Genomic DNA, 19,262 nt, shown 5'->3' with positions numbered 1-19,262 from the left:
CACTATGATATCGCATATGATGTGATATCATCACTGGGCGTGAGACTAGTCCTAGATACAGACGTGGTCGTAGCGGCGATGCGCAGCCCCAAAGGTGCATCTGCAGAATTGCTGCGGTGCCTGGATGCCGGCGATGCGACTCTCGTCTTGAGCGTGGCACTTGCGCTTGAGTATGAGGCGATCTGCATGCTGGCTGAGCACCGGTTAGCGGCGGGACTAAGCAAAGAAGACACGGACACCTTCATTGATGGTCTAATCAGCCTTGCGGAGCCCGTTATTTCTTTCTTCCGATGGCGTCCTCAGCTTCGAGATCCGGGAGACGAGTTGGTGCTAGAGACAGCGGTGAACGGACAGGCAGAAGCAATTGTCACTTTCAATGAGAGAGACTTTGGGCCGGCCAAGCCGATGTTTGGAATCGAAGTATTGCGCCCAGGAGAGGCGCTTAGGAGGTTGAGAGCATGACTACCAGAGTAGCTACATTCCCCTTACGGCTGCCTGTTTCACTTAAGGCCGCACTCGAGAAGATCAGCGAACGGGACGGCTCCAGTTTGAACCAGTTTCTGGTTGTGGCTGCGGCAGAGAAGGTTGCCGCAATGCAAACGGAAGAATTCTTCCTCGAACGTCGCAACCGAGCAGATCGCAAAGCATTTCGTCGCATCCTCAACCGCAAAGGGGGAGAAACTCCGCAGCCTGAAGACCGGCTGCTAGGTAAAGGGCGCTAGAGAATGTAGCGGCTGAGGTCGTTGTCGCGGACGATGGTGGCGACCATCTGCTTCACGTAATCCGGCGTGATGGTGAAGACTTTTTCCGGCCCTGAAGCTGTCATGCGCTCGGCATAGGGCAGAGGAGCGCTGGCCTCGTTGGCGCCGTCTTTTGTGAGTTCGGCGGCCTTGGCGGCATCGCCGGACTGGCGCGCAATGTCGGGAGCGAGGAAGCTGACATCTTCGAGTACGCGCTCCATGATGGTGTGGAGGCGGCGCGCGCCGATGTTCTCGGTAGTCTCGTTGACGCGGAACGCGAACTCGGCCATCTCACGCAGAGCTTCGTTCTGAAATTCGAGGCGGACGCCTTCTGTTTCGAGAAGCGCTGAATACTGCTTGGTCAGCGATGATTTGGGTTCGGTGAGGATGCGCAGGAAGTCGTCGACGGTGAGGGACTTCAGTTCCACGCGGATCGGGAAGCGGCCCTGGAGTTCAGGGATGAGGTCGCTCGGCTTGGAGACGTGGAATGCGCCGGCGGCGATGAAGAGGATGTGGTCTGTGCGGACCATGCCGTAGCGCGTGTTGACCGTGGTGCCTTCGACGATGGGGAGGATGTCGCGCTGCACGCCTTCGCGCGAGACGTCGGGGCCGTGCCCGCCTTCGCGGCCGGCGATCTTGTCGATTTCGTCGAGAAAGACGATGCCGCTGGATTCGACGCGCTCGACGGCTGCGCGGTTCACGGATTCCATGTCGATGAGGCGGCCTTCTTCTTCCTGGACAAGGTAGTCGAAGGCATCGCCCACCTTCATTTTGCGCTTCTTGGAGCTGCCGCCAAAGATGTTGGGCAGCATGTCCTTGAGGTTCATCTCCATGTCTTCGAGGTTCTGGTTGGAGATGATGCCGAACTGGGGGGTGTTGCGTTCGCGGACGTCGAGCTCTACGGTGCGGTCGTCGAGTTTGCCTTCGCGGAACTGCTGGCGCAATTTCTCGCGCGAACGTTGATAGCCGTCGGAGCCGGGCAGCGAGAGCTGATTGTCGGGGTTGCCGGGCGTCTGCGGAGGCGGAGGAAGGAGCAGATCGAGAAGACGTTCTTCGGCGTTCATCTCGGCCTTGTCTTCGACCTCTTCGAGGCGCTCTTCGCGGACCATGTCGATGGAGATCTCGACGAGGTCGCGGATGATGGATTCGACGTCGCGGCCCACGTAGCCGACTTCAGTGAACTTGGAAGCTTCGACTTTGAGGAAGGGCGAGTTGGTGAGCTTGGCGAGCCTGCGCGCAATCTCTGTTTTGCCGACACCGGTGGGGCCGATCATGATGATGTTCTTCGGCATGATGTCGTCGGCGATGTCGGGCGGGAGTTTCTGGCGGCGCTGGCGGTTGCGCAGGGCGATGGCGACGGCACGCTTGGCGGGACGCTGGCCGACGACGTGCTTGTCGAGCTCGGCGACAATCTCGCGGGGAGTCAACTCGTCGAGCGAGAGATCCTGTTCTTCGGCGGATGCGGGAAGATAGATGGCCATGACAGGAGTTAGCCCTTCAGTTCTTCGTACGTGATGCGATCGTTGGTGTAGATGCAGATGTCGGCGGCGATCTTCATTGCCCTTTCGGCGATCTCGCGCGCGCCGAGCTCCGTGTTTTCCATGAGAGCGCGGGCGGCGGCGGTGGCGTAGCTTCCGCCGGAGCCGATGGCGGCGATGGACTCGTCGGGGTCGATGACGTCGCCGGAGCCGGAGATCAGGAAGGTCTGGCCTTTGTCGGCGACCACGAGCAGGGCCTCGAGATTGCGCAGCATCTTGTCGGTGCGCCAGTCTTTCGCGAGTTCGACGGCGGCGCGGTTGAGGTTGCCGGCGTATTGCTCGAGCTTGGCTTCGAAGCGCGTGAAGAGGTTGAAAGCGTCGGCAGTTGATCCGGCGAAGCCGGCGAGGATCTTCTCCTGATAGAGGCGGCGGATTTTTTTGGCCGAGTGCTTGAGAACGTGGTCCTGCATAGTGACCTGACCGTCGGCGGCCATGACGACGAGGCCGTTGCGGCGCACGCAGATTACGGTTGTGGAGCGGATGCGGCGGCGGTCGGCGGATGCGGAATGCTTGCTCGTACTCAAAGCCAAACCCTCAGAAAACAAGACTTCCGGCAAGCCGGAAGCCTTGAGGAACGTACTGGTTAAGTATAGGGCATGGGGCAGAGGCTCCGACGATCCCGCTCAACCCCCTTCGCCGGAGGCTTCGGCGTGATGAAGGGGGCACAGCAGGCGTGAGGTTATCGATGCCAGATGAGCTGGCCGGAGCGGATGACGGACTGGACACGCGAGAAGTTGGTGAGGTCGGTGGCGGGGTCGGCGGAGAGGATGGTGAGGTCGGCGAGTTTGCCGGGAGTCACGGTGCCCTTCGCGTCAGAGACGCCCATGCGCGATGCGGGATTAACGGTGAGCATGGCGAGGACGGTTTTGAAGTCGAGATTGCTTTTGCCGAGTTCGACGAATTCGGTTTCCGTCGAGTAGTCGTTCATGTAGCCCACGTCGGTTCCGAAGATGAGGGTGCCGCCAAGTTGATGAAATTGGCCGACCTCAGCGCGCATGGGGTCCATGTAATGCGGGTCGCTCGTGACGGTGGTGGTGAACATCTTGAGCGTGGGGATCATGGCCATGTTTTTGCTGATGGCCGATTGGAGCAGTTGAGCGTCGACGCCGCGGGTGTCGTCTGCCGCGTGGGCGAGGATGTCGACACCGCTGTCAATGGCGACCTTTGTTCCGGCCAGGTTCGAGGGGTGCGCGAAGACGAGCTTGCCGTTCAGGTGCGATTCGGTGACGGCTGCGCGGGCGATCTCGACCGGCATGGGGAGAACATGGCCTCGCTCGACCCATGAGCCGGTGAAGAGCTTGGTGACGTCGGCGCCCGAGCCGAGGTTGCGGCGCACGATGTTTGTCGCTTCGTCGGGAGTCTCCGGCTGCGGCATCAGGGCCAGGATCCAGCGCGGGAGGGTTTCTTTGAGGTAGAACGGGATGCCGTGCGGCGGGTAGAGGCCGGTTCCCGCACTGTAGATATAAGGACCGGTGAGTTCGCCCTTCTCGATGCGGCGTCGGGTGGAGAAGGTGTCGGCGGGATTTGAGCCGAGGTCGATGACCGTGGTGAAGCCTCGGCTCAGGAACATGTCGGCGAGCTGCGGGTTGAGCGTGGCCGCCGATTTCCAGTTGGCCATGGACCACTTGGGCTCGGTGAGGTGGACATGACCGTTCCAGAAGCCGGCGGTGACGATGCAGTGATCGCAGGGAATGCGGACTGCGTCTGATGGAATCTGGACGGACGTGCCGACAGCGGCGATGAGGCCGTCGCGAACCAGAACGGTTCCGTCGTCGATGGGCGGGTCATTGGGGGAGACGTAGATGCGGGCGTGCTCGATGGCGAGCGTGCCTTTGGCGAGCTTGAGCGGCGGGTGGGAGCCGTGGCGCGGGTGGATCTGGATGGTCCAGATTGCGGCGAAGGCGATTGCGATGAGGATGACGAGGAGAGATAGAACGCGGAATGTCCAGCGACGCATGCTTGGCTTACCTGTTCAGGAATGATACGCAAAGGGAGTTCAGGGGTTCCGTGAGGGATGGGATTCACGCTCATCCGCCTTCGCCAGAGGCTTCGGCGTGACAAGTCCGGCTGCGCCAGAGGCTTCGGCGTGACGGGGCACAGGAATGTGCGATTCCGTCACAGCGGGTTTGACGCCCCCAAGGCCAGCAAATAGCTTTGAAGCAGGGACGAGCGGGACCTGTTCGTGCCCGGAGGAGCAATGATGCAGAGAAACTTGCCGGGGAGGCTGCCTGCGATGGCAGCGATCTTTGCGGCCGCGTTTTTCTCCTGCGCGGGGTATTCGCAGGACATGAAGAGCTTTGAGCAGCGCATCACCACGAAGGTTCTGCCCAACGGCCTCACCATCCTGATCTGCGAGCGACCGGAAGCGCCGGTGTTCAGCTACTCGACCTTTATCGATGCGGGCGACGTGGATGACCCGTCGGGCGAGAGCGGTCTGGCGCATATGTTCGAGCACCTGGCGTTCAAAGGGACGAGCCAGATCGGAACAACGGACTATGCCGCCGAAAAAGTCGCCCTGGACAAGGTTGAAGCTGCGAACAATGCTCTCGAAGCGGAGCTGCGGAATCCGGCGGGCGCCAACGCGCAGAAAGTCGCGGAACTGAAGAAGTCTTTCGACGACGCGCAGAAGGCAGCGCTGAAGTTCGTCGTGCCCAACCAGTTCACTGAGGTAGCGGAACGCAATGGCGCACATGGGCTGAATGCGCAGACGGGTCTGGATGAGACCACGTACTTCTGGTCGATGCCGGAGAACCGCCTGGAGTTGTGGGCGTGGCTCGAGAGCAGCCGCCTCGTGGATACGGTTCCGCGCGAGTTCTATAAGGAACGCTCGGTTGTGGAAGAAGAGCGGCATATGCGCACGGATTCGAATCCGGAAGGAAGGCTCATCGAGCAATTACTGGCGACCGCGTTTGTGGCGCACAACTACGGCCGCAGTGGAGTGGGCTGGCCGAGCGAGCTGAGCCAGATCACGGCAACTGAAGCGATGGCGTTCCACAAGAAGTACTACGTGGGGTCGAACATCGTGGTGTCGGTCGTGGGCGATGTGAAGGCGTCAGAGGCGATGCCGGTTCTGGAGAAGTACTTCGGCAAGGTTCCGGGCGGTCCGAAGCCGCTGGAGATGACGACGGTGGAGCCGAAGCAGTTCGCGGAGAAGAGGGTTGTAATCCGTGAGCAGACGCAGCCCTTCTACGTTGAGGGCTATCACCGCCCGAACTATCGCGATCCCGACGATGCGGTGTTCGACGCGATTCAAGACATCATGTCGAACGGGCGCGTGGCAAGGCTCTATCGCAGCCTGGTGCGCGATCAGCAGATTGCGGCGGATGCGGAGGGATTCAGCCCGTTTCCCGGAGACAAGTATCCGGGTCTGTTTGCGTTTTATGCGGTTCCAGTGCCGGGGAAGACTCCGGACCAGATGGCGACGGCGATCCATAAGGAGATCGACCGGCTGAAGACGACCGATGTGACAGACGGAGAGCTTGCGATGTATAAGACGCGTGCGCGCGCCGATCTTTTGCGCGGGCTGGCGAACAACCAGGGCCTGGCAAACGCGCTAGCAGAGTACCAGACCCGCTATGGCGACTGGCGAGAACTGTTCCGGCAGCTGGATCGCGTGGACAAGGTGACGAAGGCCGATATTCGCCGTGTCGCAAACCAGACGTTTATCGCTTCGAATCGCACGGTAGCGGAGATCGATACTGCGGCGACTGCGTCCGCTGCGGCCGGCCAGGCAGCTCCGGCAAAGAACGAGGGAGGACAGAAGTGAAAAGCAGTGATCAGTTGTCAGTGTTCAGTGGTCAGTGGTTTTCGCGGTTCGCCTGCGTCCTTCTGGGTGGGGCTCTGGCTTTGTCTGTGATGCCGCGGGTGTGTGCGCAGGAGAACAAGCCGTGGGAGAAGATTCCGATCCCTCAGCTGCATCAGTTCAAGCCGCAGCAGCCCAAGCGTGTCGCGCTGAAGAACGGCATTGTGCTGTTTCTGCAGGAAGATCATGAACTGCCGTTCGTGTCGGGGTCGGTGCTGATTCCGGGCGGATCGCGCGACGAGGATGCGGCCAAGTGCGGATTGGTGGATCTTTACGGGCAGACGTGGCGCACCAGCGGCACGGAAAAGCTGAATGGCGATGCCATGGACGACCTGCTCGAGGCGAAGGCCGCTCACATTGAAACGGGCGGCGACCTGGATTCGACGGCTCTCTCGTGGGAATCGCTGAAAGCCGATAAGGACCAGGTGTACGACCTGGCGATGGATCTGCTGTTTCATCCCAAGTTCGACCAGCAGAAGCTGCGTCTCGCGCAGCAGCAGGATGCGACGGGGATTGTTCGGCGCAACGACGATGAGGGACAGATCGCGGGCCGGGAGGCGATGAAGCTCGTCTACGGCGCGGACAGCCCCTACGCACGGCAGCCGGAACTGTCGACCATTTCGAAGGTGACGGTAGCCGATCTGCAGGCGTGGCACGATCGCAGCCTCGGCGGAAAGCTCATTGTTGCGGTCAGCGGCGATTTCGACTCCGCCGCGATGGAGGCCAAGCTGCGAGCGACGTTTGAGAAGCTGCCGACTGCGAAGCCGAATCCTCCGAATCAGTACAAAGTCGCAGGACCAACGCCGGGCGTGTACTTCGTGAACAAGGAGGACGTGAACCAGTCCAACGTGCAGATTGTGGGCGTGGGACTGGACCGGCACAATCCGGATGTGCCCAGCGTCGCGATGATGAACGATGTCTTTGGAGGCGGATTTTCAAGCCGGCTCTTCCAGACGGTTCGGACGCGGTACGGACTCGCTTACGCAGTGGGCGGCGGGCTTTCGTTTGCGTGGGATCACCCGGGAACCTTTGACGCAACGGTGATGCCGCGCAGCGACAAGACCGTGGAAGCTATCCAGCGCTCCTTCGATGTGATGACCAGCCTCGTCAGCCAGCCGTTCACAGAAGACGAACTGAAGCGTGCCAAGGACAACATTCTGAATTCGTTCCTCTTCCGCTACGACACGAAAGCCAAGGTGCTTGCGGAGCGCGTGCGGCTCGAGTTCTATGGCTATCCGCCGGATTATCTGGAGACCTATAAGGCTGCGCTGGAGAAGGTGACGGTGGCCGATCTGAACGCGGCTGCGAAGAAGTACATTCATCCCGACAAGTACGCGGTGCTTGTGGTCGGCAACAAGTCTGAGATCAACCCGGGGCTCGACACGCTGAAGATGGGACCGGTGCATGACATCGACATCACCATTCCGGGCACTTCGGGTGGCGGCGGTGGTGGTGCGGAGAAAGAGCAGTGAGCAGGGACAAGCAGCCGGATACAAAACTCGCAGTAGTGATCATGGCGGCCGGCAAGGGAACGCGGCTCAGAACGCGAAGGCCGAAGGTGCTGCATGAGGTGGGCGGCAAGGCGCTGCTGAGCCACGTGATTGCGACCTCATCTGAACTAGCTGACGGAGCGGACATCTACGTTGTTGTGGGGCATGAGGCGGATCGGGTTCGCAAAGCTGTGGCGGACACCGGTGTGCAGTTTGTCGACCAGAAAGAGCAGCGCGGAACGGGACATGCGATCCAGTGCGCGCGGGAAGCGATCGCGAAGTACGACCACATTCTCGTGCTCTCGGGCGATGTGCCGCTGATCAGCGCGACGACGCTGCAGCATCTGATGACGATGCATCTGGCGCAGGGCGCGGCGATGAGCATTCTGACGGCGAGGCCGGCGGACCCTACCGGCTACGGCCGGGTGATTCGGCACGCACCGGATCGGCCCGAAGTGGATGCGATCGTGGAGCAGAAGGCGCTCAAGCCCGATCAGCAGCAGATAGGCGAGATCAACTCCGGTATCTACGCGTTCCAGACGAAGCCGCTGCTGGCGCACATCGGCAGGCTCTCGACCGACAATCCGCATGGAGAGCTCTATCTGACGGATATGGCGGCTCACCTGAAGGCAGGCGGCGAGAAGGTGGTGGCGCTCGAGGTCGGTGATCCCGAGGAGGTGCAGGGCGGGAACACGATTGCGGAGCTGATGGCCATCGACGCGCGGATGAGAATGGCGGTCGCGAACCGGCTGATGGCGGCAGGGGTGACGATTTTCAGGCCGGAGACTTGCGTGATCGACAAGGACGTGAAGGTTGAGGCTGACACGGTGATCGAGCCGTTTGTGCAGCTGCTGGGGAACACGAAGATCGGCACGGACGGGCGTATCCGGTCGTACAGCGTGATTGAGAACTGCACGCTGGGGAACGACGTGCTGGTGCGGCAAGGCTGCGTTCTGGGCGAGAGCACGGTTGCCGATGGCGCGAGGATTGGACCTTTTGCGCACCTGCGGCCCGGAAGCGAGATCGGGCAGGACGCGCACGTGGGCAACTTCGTCGAAACGAAGAAGGCCAAGCTCGGCAAGGGAGCGAAGGCGAACCACCTGACGTATCTGGGGGATGCGGAGATCGGCGCGGGGTCGAATATCGGAGCCGGGGTGATCACCTGCAACTATGACGGGGTGAACAAGCACCAGACCCGGATCGGGCAGGGTGCGTTTGTGGGGAGCGACTCGACGCTGGTGGCGCCGGTAGCGATCGGAGATGGAGCCTATGTCGGAGCGGGGTCGTGCATCACGCGCGATGTGCCCTCGGGCGCGCTGGCGGTGGGACGGGCCAGGCAGACGACTAAAGAAGGCTGGGTGGAGGCCCGCCGGGCGCAGCGCGAGAAGAAGGATTGAGGTTGGGAAGAGCGGAATCGATTGCGCTGCAGGCGAGAAGAGCGGCGCAGTGTTTCAGACCAGTACATATTTCGCTGTAAAGGAATACCACTTTAGTACTTTGGTACTTTGCTAACAAGGACTTGCGCCACTGTCGGGGTAAGCGTAAGTTCTTGATACGTTCTCAGGGCTGCGCTCTGCGCTTGTTCCGGATTGATACAGCAAAACTCCCGCTATGTTCCTCAATCTTCGTTGCCAGCGGGTTGCAAGGCCGGAGCATCTCAACCGCGTGGGCCTCTGGGACGATGAAGTTCTCTGAAGCATAAGAGAGCCGTTTTCATCTATTTGAGAGACTGCACGTGCCTATAATGAGATTGCCTCGCCGCCGTTGGACCGAGCACTGGCGGGAAGCCGGGAAGGACAAAGGGTTGACGCCAAAGGCGCATGATGCCTCCCAGCCGGCGATTGTAACGAGCACGGAGTCGCGGACGAAGAGGAACGCACGGACAGCAGCCCGCATTCTGGTTGTAGACGATGAGGCACACGTCCGCTCGATGATCGCAGCGACCCTGGAGCGCCAGGGCTACGAGGTAATTCTGGCATCGGGTGGCCGCGAGGCCATGGACGCCATCGAGAAAGAATCCTTCGAGCTGATTCTGACCGACATCGTGATGCAGGAGGGGAACGGCCTGGCGCTGCTGGAGCAGATTCATGCCGAGAACCCGAACCTGCCGGTGATCATGGTGACGGCAATTCACGACATCAGCGTGGCGATCGACTCGATGCGCCGCGGCGCTTACGACTATGTTCTGAAGCCTTTTGAGCGCGAGCACCTGATGGCGACAGTGCAGAGAGCGCTGGAGCATCGACAGGCGCTGCAGGAGAGCCGGACGTACCAGCAGAATCTGGAGCAGGTGGTCAGGGCGCGTACCGAGATGCTGCGCCAGGCGATGGAAGACCTGGAGCACTCGTACGACGTAACTCTGGAGGCGCTGGGCGACGCGCTGGATTTGAAGGATTCGGAGACTGAAGGCCACTCCAAGCGTGTAACCGCTTACACGATCGCTCTGGCGCGGGCCATGGGCATCTCTCCGGCGGAGATCAAGGTGATTGCGCGTGGGGCCTTTCTGCACGACATCGGCAAGATGGCGATTCCGGATTACATTCTGCGCAAGCCGGGCAAGCTGACGCCCGAGGAACAGGCCATCATGCGCGAGCACTGCGCGCGCGGATACCAGATGCTGCGCAAGATACCGTTCCTGGCGGAGGCGGCGGAGATCGTCTTCACGCACCAGGAGCACTACGACGGCAGCGGCTATCCGAGCGCGCTGAAGGGATCTTCGATTCCGATCGGCGCGCGGATTTTCTGCGTGGCCGACACGCTGGACGCGATCACCAGCGACCGGCCTTATCGGCAGGCGCGGACGTTCGATGCGGCGCGCGAAGAAATTATCCGGTGTTCGGGGACGCAGTTCGACCCTGCCGTTGTGGAGGTCTATCTCAAGATTCCCAACGAGCTATGGCTTGAACTGCGGTCGGAGATTACAGGCCAGAACCATCGGTTTTCGACGTTCGATCTTCAGCACCCGCTGAATCCGCCGAAACAGAGTCCCGAAACGCCTGGGCAGAGCCCCGCATAAATCCTGGATTTAGCTTTACGAAGCGCGCTGCGACAACCCTTGTTCCGGCTGCTCGCGGAATGAGCGGGGCAAGTCCTGCTCGTTGTATTCGACGCCGGAGGCGGAGAGTTCCCGGGCGGTCTTCTCAAGGGACGCTCTCTTTGTCATGAAGGTGTGCTCGGCCTGCTTGCGATCCTCGACCGAGTCGAATTGGCCGAATTTGCGCAGGTCGGCGAGTTTGCGGTCGTAGAGATCGATTTCCTGGTGGAGGGATTTGAGGAAGTACTTATCACGAGGCGCGACAGCAGATTTCTTCATGGGGGAAGGCTCCTTGGGGAAATGAAAAGGGGCGGTCCGACGACCGCCCCGATCGAACTGATTGTTATCTACAGCTTAGGCAGGGCGAACGTTCTCTGCCTGCCAGCCTTTGGGTCCCTTGACGACGTCGAAGGTAACGGGCTGACCTTCCTGAAGGCTGCGGAAGCCATTCGACTGAATTGCGGAGAAGTGCACAAACACATCTTCGCCATTGGGGCGGCTCAGAAAGCCGAAGCCCTTCGCGTCGTTAAACCACTTAACTGTTCCCTGTTCCATTTGTACTTGTTCCTTGAAGGTTGGTGTACCGCCGAACACAATTTGGAATTGATTGCGTGTAGCGGCGTAGCGGAACAAGCAAGAAGACCAGATCGGATTCTTCGATCTACTCTAGTATATCACCGGTACCGGGAGTTCACGATGCTGAAAGCCGCGGCATGCAATCTGAACAAGATGCACGCGGCTTTCGCTCAGGGAACAATCAGCAGGGTGTCAATGGTTGGCGGGGGCGTGACCTCGGGCAGCTTGTGGACGAGCTCGCCGCTTTTGGACACCTCAGAGAACACCCGGTTGATGGTGTCTTCTGTGCGAGTGGCATCGATGTGCATTTTGCGAACTGCACGCATGACCGCCGAAGCCAGAAGAAAGCGATTGTGCACCTGCAGACCCGCTGCGTAGACCAAATCGGAACGCATGTTTCCCTCGATTCCAGTTGTGGAGCGTTTGCAACGGTAGCCATGGTCCGGCTGGTTAACCGGCAGCTGCCAGCAGTGAAACGCTGACTGGCGTTAAGGGCCCGGGTAGGGAGCATAGGGAACGCTGAAAATGAGGCGCGCCCTTTTAGAGCATACTCTCGTTGCGACGTTGGCGTTAGCCAGCTTCAGTCTGGGCCGGATCGTGGGGGGTTGCCGAGAGGCTTCGGAGAACCTCCTGTTCGTGCGCTCTGCGATGCAGTTCCTGTTTGAGATCCTGCCGGTCTTCGCCATCCGGATGATCGATCGCGCTTCTCACTGCCCGGCTGAGTTCCTCTGACTGGGCCAGCGCCATTTCCAGGAGGCGCTCGATGTTTTTCGATTTCTGCTCCAGCAGGGTGCGGAGCCCGAAGCGATGGCCGACGTGGCAGCGGAACTCGATGAGGTCGCCCATGCGGGTGGCAGTCATTACACCTCCACACTCGGGACACGTCTGGGTGGTTCCTTCTTCTGAAGACGTCGATGTTGGCTGCTGGAAAGGGTTTGTCTCGTGTGTCATCGCAAGTCTCGTAAGCAGAGGCGCCATCTCCGAGAGGCGCACAATGTATTGGACATTCAGGCCGCGAATCGCGCTGTCTGGCATAGAACGAAATGTGGCTTCTTCCGGTTCCTGCACGACGGTGGTGCCGTGGTGCTGCTGGATCTCCCAGAGGCCCGCAGCACCGTCATCGAGAAGGCCACTCAACAGCACTCCGGCAACCCGCTCTCCGTAAGAACTTGCGGCGGAACGGAACATGGCGTTGATGCAGGGGCGCTGCATGTTCTCACGCGGTCCGTGACCGAGATGAACGTGGCCCTGGCGGATGACGAGGTGGTAGTCGGGCGGAGCGACAAAGATCTTTCCAGGCTTGATTGGCTCACCATCTGTGGGATGTACCGCCACAAGGGGGCCGGCACTGGTGATGATCGCGGGCAAGATGCCGTCACTCTTACCTGTCACATGGATGGTGACAAAGACGGCGGCGGGAAGGTCGGCGGGAAACCCTGCTGCTAATCGTCGAATGGCGTCAAACCCGCCGGCGGAACCGCCTATGACGATGATGTCGCGTGCAGGCATCCGGAGTTGGATGCAAGGCGTGGCTGATTCACTGTCAAATCAAAGCTAATCGCCTGCAGGAAATCCGGCTTGCTGGAGCTTGGTCTTAATCTGCTCGAGCTTTGCTTGCATATCTGCAAGTTCATCAGGACTAGGCAGAACCCTGGGCAGGAAGTGGAGCACTGTGCGATAGCCTTCGAGGGCGTTGCCGTAGTTGCGAACGCGGTTTTCCGGCGAACTGCTGGTCTCCGCAACCTGGATGAACGTGAGGGCTGCTTCGATGTCGGTGCGCAGGAACTCAATCCCGATGGTGTTGGTCTGGTCGATGAGTTCGGCATTTTTCTGGTGCTGGTCTGCGCACATGCAAACCTCCGAATCTGACCTTGGATGCACACGGCGACTGTGAGGCTTGTTTGAGTCGCGCTGCGCGAGTTCGAAAGTATTATGCTTATGTTCTGACTGGAATGCACATGAATAGTGATGCAATCAATCCCGAGGATACTGAGCGCGACGAGCAAGGCTCTAGCACCCGGAATGAGGCCGAAGATCGGGATGCGATCTCAGCCCAACTGACTGCGGATGGGGGGAACGGATCGTCCGATTCCACCGGCGGAACTTCGACTCCCTCTTTGCCGGCGCTGGCCATTGAGGCTGTTTCTGAAGAGAACCAGTCTCCATCTCTTCCCTACCCTGTCGTCGGATTCGGCGCCTCGGCCGGTGGTTTGCAGGCATTCAAAGAGATACTTGAAAATCTTGACGCGAACACCGGGATGTCGTTCGTTCTGGTGACGCATCTAGCGCCAGATCAGAAGAGCTTCTTGTCGGAGATTCTGGAGCGCGAGACAAAGATGCCAGTGTCTCCGGTAGAGAATGGCGTGCGGCCCGAGCCGAACCATCTCTACATCCTGCTGCCGAACCAGGAGGTGACGCTGCGTGAGGGGCATTTCAGCGTGGAACCGCCACCGGAGCGCGAGCGCATCCACAAAACGATCGACAGGTTCTTCTATTCCCTGGCCGCCGATCAAAAGAACCATGCCATCGGAGTGGTGCTTTCGGGAGCAGATTCGGATGGCGCGCTTGGACTGAAAGCCATCAAGGGCGAGGGCGGTATCGCGCTGGTCCAAACCCCGGACTCAGCGATGCAGGCCGGGATGCCCAGGAGTTCCATAGCGGCGGATCACGTGGACCTGATCATCCCTCCGGGTGAAATTGCGATTGAGCTGGCGCGGCTGGCGCACCAGTTTGCGCGGCCCGAGGTGCGCTCGCTCGACGACGGCGCCGTATCTCCGGACGATGAACAGTCATATCAGAAGATCCTTCAGCTCCTGCGCGGGCTTTCCGGGCTCGATCTGCGGCAATACAAACCGGAGACGATCCGGCGGCGCATCGCGAGGCGCATGCTGCTGCTTCGCATGGATCATCTTTCGCAGTATCTGCGTTTCCTGCAGGTAAGAACGGACGAGCTGCGGACGCTGCAGGAAGATGTCCTGATCAATGTGACGCGGTTCTTCCGCGATCCTGGTTTCTGGGACTCGATCCGCGCCAATGTGCTGCCGACGTTGATGCAGGACCGCGCCGCGGAAAGGCCGATCCGCATCTGGTGCGCCGGCTGCTCCACGGGTGAAGAAACGTACTCGCTGGCGATCACGGTGCTGGAGTTTCTATCGCAGAACAGCCTCGACACCCCTGTTCAAATTTTTGGGACGGACGCGAGCGAAGAGTCTGTCGAGACGGCGCGCATCGCAGTGTACCCGGAGACGGTGGCCGGCGAAGTGACGCCGGAGCGGCTGCGCCGGTATTTCGTGAAGGTGGATCGCGGATACCAGGTTTCAAAGCGCGTTCGGGACACCTGCATCTTTGCGCGACAGAACCTGGCGAACGATCCGCCGTTTTCGCATATCGACATTCTGGCCTGCCGCAACGTGATGATCTATTTCAACCAGGCGCTGCAGAGGCAGGTGATGCTCACCTTCCACTATGCGCTGGAGCCCGGCGGCTACATGCTGCTGGGCATGTCGGAAGGGCTGCGTGATTACGGAGAGGTCTTCAACACGGTAGACCGCAAGCACAAGATTTACATGAAGACGGGCAACAACCTGCCCTACCACTTCGAGCCGCCTCGTCACTATGCGATCGCGCAGACCGTCGGCGTTTCAAGAAACGCCCTCGCGGAGACGGAGAACAACGTGTGGCCAGAGCTGGAGCTGCAGCGCGCTGCCGACCGCATTGTGCTGGCGCGCTTCGGGCCGCCGGGGCTGATTGTCGACGATCGCATGAACGTGCTTCAATCGCGCGGGCAGACTTCGCTGTTTCTGGACATCACCCCGGGAGCAGTGACGTGGAGCCTTCTTCGCGTGCTGCGGGAAGGGTTGATTACCGATGTTCGAAATGCCCTGCAGCGCTCGATTCACGAAAACATTCCAGCTACTACGGTGGCGACACTTGTCGACGAGCAGACAGGCGAGCAGCAGATCCAGATTGACGTGCTGCCGATTACGAGCGCCTCTTCGCGGCCGCGCAGCTTTCTGATTCTGTTCCAGACGCTTGCGAAAGGCGAAGCGTTCAAGACGAGCGAACAGCCTGCGCATCTTCAGCTTGCTCCGGATGAGAAAGACCGGCTGATTGCGCAGCTGAGGCAGGATCTGACGTCCACGCGCTTCCATCTGCAATCGCTGGTGGAAGAGCGGGACGCGCGGAACCAGGAACTCGTCTCGGCAAACGAGGAGATCCAGTCGGCGAACGAGGAGTTGCAAAGCACCAACGAAGAACTCGAAACGACGAAGGAAGAGCTGCAGAGCGCGAACGAAGAGCTGCAGACTGTGAACGATGAGCTGCAGCAGCGCAACAACGTGCTGACGCAGACGGGCAACGATTTAACCAACCTGCTGAATAGCGTCAACATCCCACTGCTGATGCTCACCAGCGATCTGCATATACGGCAATTCACGCCTCCGATGCAGAAGCTGCTCAGCGTACGTTCGACAGACATCGGGCGATCGATCAGCGAGATTCGACTGCAGTTAAGTCTTGAGAACATTGAGCCGATTTTGCACGATGTTCTGGAGACGCTGGGAACCCGCGAGCTTGAGGTGCAGGACCGCGAAGGCCGCTGGTACCTGCTCCGCGTACGCCCCTACCGCACCTCTGACAACAAGATTGAAGGCCTGGTGGTAGTCCTGCTCGACATCGATCAGCTGCGCAGAAGCCAGCAGCACCTGGTCGACGCGCGCGACTTCGCCAGTTCCCTGGTCGAAAGCGTTCCGGTGCCGATCGTCGTTCTGAACCGGGACTGCACGATCCGCACGCACAACACAGCCTTTCGGCAGCTCACGCAGCTTCCCGGCAAGGAGCTTGAGGGCCGTTCCTTCCCTGATCTTGTGGGACTGCTGTGGGGACTCGATCGGGTTACAGAGAAACTCGATCAGCTCATGAACTCGACGATGGGATCGACCATGGAGTTTGAGCACGAGTCGACGACCGGGCAGCCGAAGAGCCTGCTGATCAAAGGACGCTCTCTCTCGACGGACGGAAGCCGCGTTCTACTGCTGATGATGGAAGACATCACTCTGCGGCGCGAAGCCGAGCAGTTGATCTCGCGGCAGAAACAGGCGTTGGAAGGCGAAATCGAAGTTGCGGCGCGCAAGCTCAACCGCACGCAGGAAGAGCTGCGCGGGCTCACCGCTCATCTGTTCAGCGTTCAGGAAGAAGAAAGGCAGCATGTTGCGCGGGAACTGCACGACGACATCAGCCAGCGCCTGAGCCTGCTTGAGATGCTGCTGCACGATATCCGCGTGGAGGATGCCACGAAGGAGAATCGAGCCAAGATCGAGAACGCTCAGGGCCAGATACAGGCGATCAATACCGATGTGCGGCAGATCTCGCATCGCCTGCACCCGGCGATTTTGAATGATCTGGGTCTTTCGGCCGCGCTGAAGGCACTGGTAAGCGAATTTGGCGAGCGGGAAAACATGCCGGCGACCTACGTGACGCAGAACCTGCCGGAGAGCTGGTCTCAAGTAGCCGCGACTGCTTTATACAGGATCGCGCAGGAAGCTCTTCGCAACGTGGCAAAGCACGCCGGGAAGACGCATGTGAAGGTGGTTCTGGCGGGCGAAGACGATCGTCTGCAACTTAAGGTGATGGACTTCGGAATCGGCTTCGATCAGGAGATGGATACGGAAGCTCGCGGTCTCGGGCTGATTTCGATGCAGGAGCGCGCTCGGCTTGCGGGCGGAGTGCTGAAAGTGGCTTCGAAACTCGGAGAGGGCACGACTGTTACGGTGGACGTCCCTGCGAATCTGCATGAATAAGAGTGTGATGATTGCGGACGACCATACCCTGATGCTGGAGGGGCTTGCTCGCCTGCTGTCAACGGAGTTTGAAGTGGTTGGCACTGCTCCGAATGGGCGCGCTCTGCTGGAGCAGGCTCAGCAGCTGAAGCCCGATGTGGTGGTGCTCGACGTGGGCATGCCGGAGTTGAACGGAATTGAAACGGCACATCGCCTCGTGAAGATGCTGCCGTCGGTGAAGATTGTGTTCGTGACGCAGCAGCTCGCGCCCGCGTATCTGCATGCGGCGTTCGCGGCTGGGGCAAAGGCGTACGTGGCAAAACAATCCGCCACCAATGAACTGATTTCGGCGATCAAGATGGCGCTGGAGGACCGGTTCTATGTGACTCCGCACGCTGGCGCTGAGGCTGCGCGTCTGTCGAGCCTCCATCCGAAGCAGAATCCGGCTGAGATGTTTGGAACCAAGTTGACTCCACGGCAACGCGAGGTGCTGCAGCTGGTTGCGGAGGGCAAGTCAACGAAACAGATTTCGGCTTCGCTGGGAATCTCGCCGAAAACGGTGGAGTTTCACCGCAATAGCCTGATGGATGAATTGGGCCTGCGGAGCATCGCGGAGCTGACGCGGTTCGCGGTGTCGCAGGGGATTGTGAATAGCTGACGACGCTATGGCTCCCGTCGATAGCAGAATACGTGCTCGACAATCTGAGGGTTCGACCTGACCACAATGTCTGTTCGATGAGCTTCGACAAGGCGGGAAGGCACTTTGCCGGATAGCATGTCATTGCTGAGCACAATGCCGCCTGGCTTTAACATCGCGCCCAGATTGGCGCGCGCAAGCGACTGCTCAAAGGGTCCGTAGTAGATAAAGATGTTGGTCCCGATGATCAGGTCGAAACGCTGCTCATCTTTCAACGGCAAGCGCTGGAACACGACATTCATGTCGATCGGGGTGACACGGCGCGCGATCTCCGGGCGGATGCTCACGGCGCGAATTTGGACGTCATCTGCCACTTTGCCCGGGACCTGCACCGGCTTCACGGCGGCTCCGATACGGCTGCCCAGTTGCTGCCACCACGGCTGGAACGCTGCGAAGTACTCCGGACTGAACGGGACCGAACTGTTCCAGGGCAACTGCACGACATAGGGCTTGCCGGCCGTCGCGGTCTTCTGAGTTGCGGCGATGTGGATGTTCACGCTCGGGCTGATGTCCAGCGTGTAGAGCTCGAAGTTGGCGAGATCGGTCAGGCCGAGGCGTGCCAGCGAGTCCAGAATGGCGAAACTCTGGAAGGACTGAGGCGGATAGAAATCGTTCCCGAAGTCCTTGTTCGCGAAATCAAGTCCGGGACCGACGACCGCAATTTTGCGAATGCTTCCGCGCTTCAACAGTCCGGCGTCGAGGAGTTCGGAGAGGCTGCGGTCGAGCGCGTAGTCGGGCCAGAGATTTGAATCGAGCGAGATACCCCGCTCGGCGTACAGATTGCCTTCCTCCGCACTGTCGGCTGTCTTGAGTTTCTCGCGGAACTGCGCGAACTCATCGCGCATGCGAGCGAGGTTGTCGAGCAGATGCTGCTTGACGCGCGCTCGCTCTCTGGGGGTACGGAACGAGTAGCCCTGCTTAAGGAGGAATGCCCGCATCTGCTGCATACCCTGGCTGGAGCCCGGAGCCGCGAGCGCGCGGACGAGGTCGTTGGCTCGCTTGTCGGCAAAGGCGTTGACCAGCGTGCTGGTTCCGTATTTGGCGAGGTATTCGCGGTTGATCTGGTACTCGTCGGTGAAGGTGACTCCCCAGCGCAACAGGTTGGTCAGGGTGTCGTCTTCTCCTTTGACCAGGCGCTCGCGGATCGAAACATCCTGAGCCTTGACCCAGTCGGACCAGCCGGCAACGTTGGTTTGGAGCTCTGGGGGCAGTGAACCGGCAAACGCCTGCAGGGTGGGTTCCGCAGCTTCAAGCGGCATGAATTCGGGGGCAGGCTGCTGCGCAAGGGCCGGGAGGACGAGCAACAACAGGCTCACCGCCGCCAGACGGGGTGGACGCTTCACGTTCATGGTTCAACCCGCAGATCAGAGATTTGAATTAGGGCCAGTATAGGGGAGGGACCTCATCGAGCTGATGTGAGGTTTAAAGCCAGCTTCTGGTCCACCCCGGATTATCTAGCCACACTGGTCTAAGAAAGTTGTTGATTTTTGACGACGCGAGAAACGCTCAAGGGCAAGGAACGCGGCTTTCAAGTACGTGAGAGGTACACAAGAGTTCCATGGAGTTATCTCCAGATGTCACGCCCGAAGACAGAACCCAGGAGGCACA

Annotated in this window: 17 protein-coding genes; 8 read left to right on the top strand and 9 right to left on the bottom strand. The window is 59.9% G+C overall.

The window, feature by feature from the left end; translation table 11 throughout:
* Positions 1 to 39: 39 nt before the first annotated feature.
* Both DHV10_RS24445 and DHV10_RS24440 read left to right on the top strand, forming a co-directional pair.
* Positions 40 to 462, top strand: a complete 423-nt coding sequence (locus DHV10_RS24445; RefSeq protein ID WP_109489042.1) for a putative toxin-antitoxin system toxin component, PIN family — start codon at positions 40 to 42, stop codon at positions 460 to 462.
* A complete protein-coding gene (locus DHV10_RS24440) occupies positions 459 to 722 on the top strand; it encodes a toxin-antitoxin system HicB family antitoxin (RefSeq protein WP_109489041.1) in 264 nt (87 codons plus the stop codon). Before DHV10_RS24445 ends, DHV10_RS24440 begins: the two co-directional genes overlap by 4 nt.
* On the opposite strand, the gene hslU is transcribed toward DHV10_RS24440, so the two are convergent.
* The 3 genes from hslU to DHV10_RS24425 all read right to left on the bottom strand — a co-directional run bounded on the left by hslU (position 719) and on the right by DHV10_RS24425 (position 4,235).
* Positions 719 to 2,221, bottom strand: coding sequence for an ATP-dependent protease ATPase subunit HslU (gene hslU, locus DHV10_RS24435; protein ID WP_109489040.1), 1,503 nt, complete (start codon positions 2,219 to 2,221; stop codon positions 719 to 721). The two genes, DHV10_RS24440 and hslU, sit on opposite strands and share 4 nt — an antisense overlap.
* Positions 2,222 to 2,229: 8 nt before the next feature.
* Positions 2,230 to 2,802: an ATP-dependent protease subunit HslV gene (gene hslV / locus DHV10_RS24430; protein WP_109489039.1), complete on the bottom strand. Its 573-nt coding sequence runs from the start codon at positions 2,800 to 2,802 to the stop codon at positions 2,230 to 2,232.
* Between the two features lie 155 nt (positions 2,803 to 2,957).
* Complete coding sequence (locus DHV10_RS24425) at positions 2,958 to 4,235, bottom strand: amidohydrolase family protein (RefSeq protein ID WP_109489038.1); 1,278 nt, start codon at positions 4,233 to 4,235, stop codon at positions 2,958 to 2,960.
* A gap of 276 nt (positions 4,236 to 4,511) precedes the next feature.
* Here DHV10_RS24425 and DHV10_RS24420 point away from each other — a divergent pair, with 276 nt between their 5' ends.
* From DHV10_RS24420 to DHV10_RS24405, 4 genes are all read left to right on the top strand, one after another.
* Entirely contained in the window at positions 4,512 to 6,044 is a 1,533-nt protein-coding gene (locus DHV10_RS24420) for a M16 family metallopeptidase (RefSeq protein ID WP_109489115.1), read from the top strand.
* Positions 6,041 to 7,552, top strand: coding sequence for a M16 family metallopeptidase (locus tag DHV10_RS24415; RefSeq protein WP_109489037.1), 1,512 nt, complete (start codon positions 6,041 to 6,043; stop codon positions 7,550 to 7,552). Before DHV10_RS24420 ends, DHV10_RS24415 begins: the two co-directional genes overlap by 4 nt.
* A complete protein-coding gene (gene glmU / locus DHV10_RS24410; protein ID WP_338042637.1) occupies positions 7,549 to 8,967 on the top strand; it encodes a bifunctional UDP-N-acetylglucosamine diphosphorylase/glucosamine-1-phosphate N-acetyltransferase GlmU in 1,419 nt (472 codons plus the stop codon). The genes DHV10_RS24415 and glmU overlap by 4 nt, the downstream gene beginning before the upstream one ends.
* Positions 8,968 to 9,314: 347 nt before the next feature.
* A complete protein-coding gene (locus tag DHV10_RS24405) occupies positions 9,315 to 10,586 on the top strand; it encodes an HD domain-containing phosphohydrolase (RefSeq protein ID WP_109489036.1) in 1,272 nt (423 codons plus the stop codon).
* Positions 10,587 to 10,601: 15 nt separating this feature from the next.
* Here the strand turns inward: DHV10_RS24405 and DHV10_RS24400 are convergent, their stop codons facing one another.
* The 5 genes from DHV10_RS24400 to DHV10_RS24380 all read right to left on the bottom strand — a co-directional run bounded on the left by DHV10_RS24400 (position 10,602) and on the right by DHV10_RS24380 (position 13,031).
* Positions 10,602 to 10,883 carry a hypothetical protein gene (locus DHV10_RS24400; RefSeq protein WP_109489035.1) on the bottom strand — a complete coding sequence of 94 codons (282 nt, stop codon included), beginning with the start codon at positions 10,881 to 10,883 and terminating at the stop codon, positions 10,602 to 10,604.
* A 75-nt stretch (positions 10,884 to 10,958) separates the two neighbouring features.
* The gene (locus DHV10_RS24395; protein WP_109489034.1) at positions 10,959 to 11,159 is read right to left on the bottom strand and encodes a cold-shock protein; all 201 of its coding nucleotides are present in this window, start codon (positions 11,157 to 11,159) and stop codon (positions 10,959 to 10,961) included.
* A gap of 191 nt (positions 11,160 to 11,350) precedes the next feature.
* Positions 11,351 to 11,575 (bottom strand): hypothetical protein, encoded by a 225-nt coding sequence (locus tag DHV10_RS24390; RefSeq protein WP_109489033.1) that lies wholly within the window; start codon positions 11,573 to 11,575, stop codon positions 11,351 to 11,353.
* 175 nt (positions 11,576 to 11,750) lie between these two features.
* A complete protein-coding gene (locus DHV10_RS24385) occupies positions 11,751 to 12,689 on the bottom strand; it encodes a chemotaxis protein CheB (protein WP_109489032.1) in 939 nt (312 codons plus the stop codon).
* A gap of 45 nt (positions 12,690 to 12,734) precedes the next feature.
* The gene (locus tag DHV10_RS24380; protein ID WP_109489031.1) at positions 12,735 to 13,031 is read right to left on the bottom strand and encodes a hypothetical protein; all 297 of its coding nucleotides are present in this window, start codon (positions 13,029 to 13,031) and stop codon (positions 12,735 to 12,737) included.
* Positions 13,032 to 13,138: 107 nt separating this feature from the next.
* On the opposite strand from DHV10_RS24380, the gene DHV10_RS24375 reads away from it, so the two are divergent.
* Positions 13,139 to 16,978 (top strand): CheR family methyltransferase, encoded by a 3,840-nt coding sequence (locus DHV10_RS24375; protein WP_162601865.1) that lies wholly within the window; start codon positions 13,139 to 13,141, stop codon positions 16,976 to 16,978.
* Positions 16,971 to 17,615: a response regulator gene (locus DHV10_RS24370; RefSeq protein ID WP_109489029.1), complete on the top strand. Its 645-nt coding sequence runs from the start codon at positions 16,971 to 16,973 to the stop codon at positions 17,613 to 17,615. Before DHV10_RS24375 ends, DHV10_RS24370 begins: the two co-directional genes overlap by 8 nt.
* Positions 17,616 to 17,620: 5 nt before the next feature.
* Here the strand turns inward: DHV10_RS24370 and DHV10_RS24365 are convergent, their stop codons facing one another.
* Positions 17,621 to 18,997, bottom strand: coding sequence for a class I SAM-dependent methyltransferase (locus DHV10_RS24365; protein WP_162601864.1), 1,377 nt, complete (start codon positions 18,995 to 18,997; stop codon positions 17,621 to 17,623).
* Positions 18,998 to 19,262 lie beyond the last annotated feature (265 nt).

This window comes from Occallatibacter savannae (assembly GCF_003131205.1).
Taxonomy (GTDB): domain Bacteria; phylum Acidobacteriota; class Terriglobia; order Terriglobales; family Acidobacteriaceae; genus Telmatobacter; species Telmatobacter savannae.
Note: the sequence above shows the minus strand (reverse complement) of the source record. Positions and strands in the feature narration are given on the sequence as shown.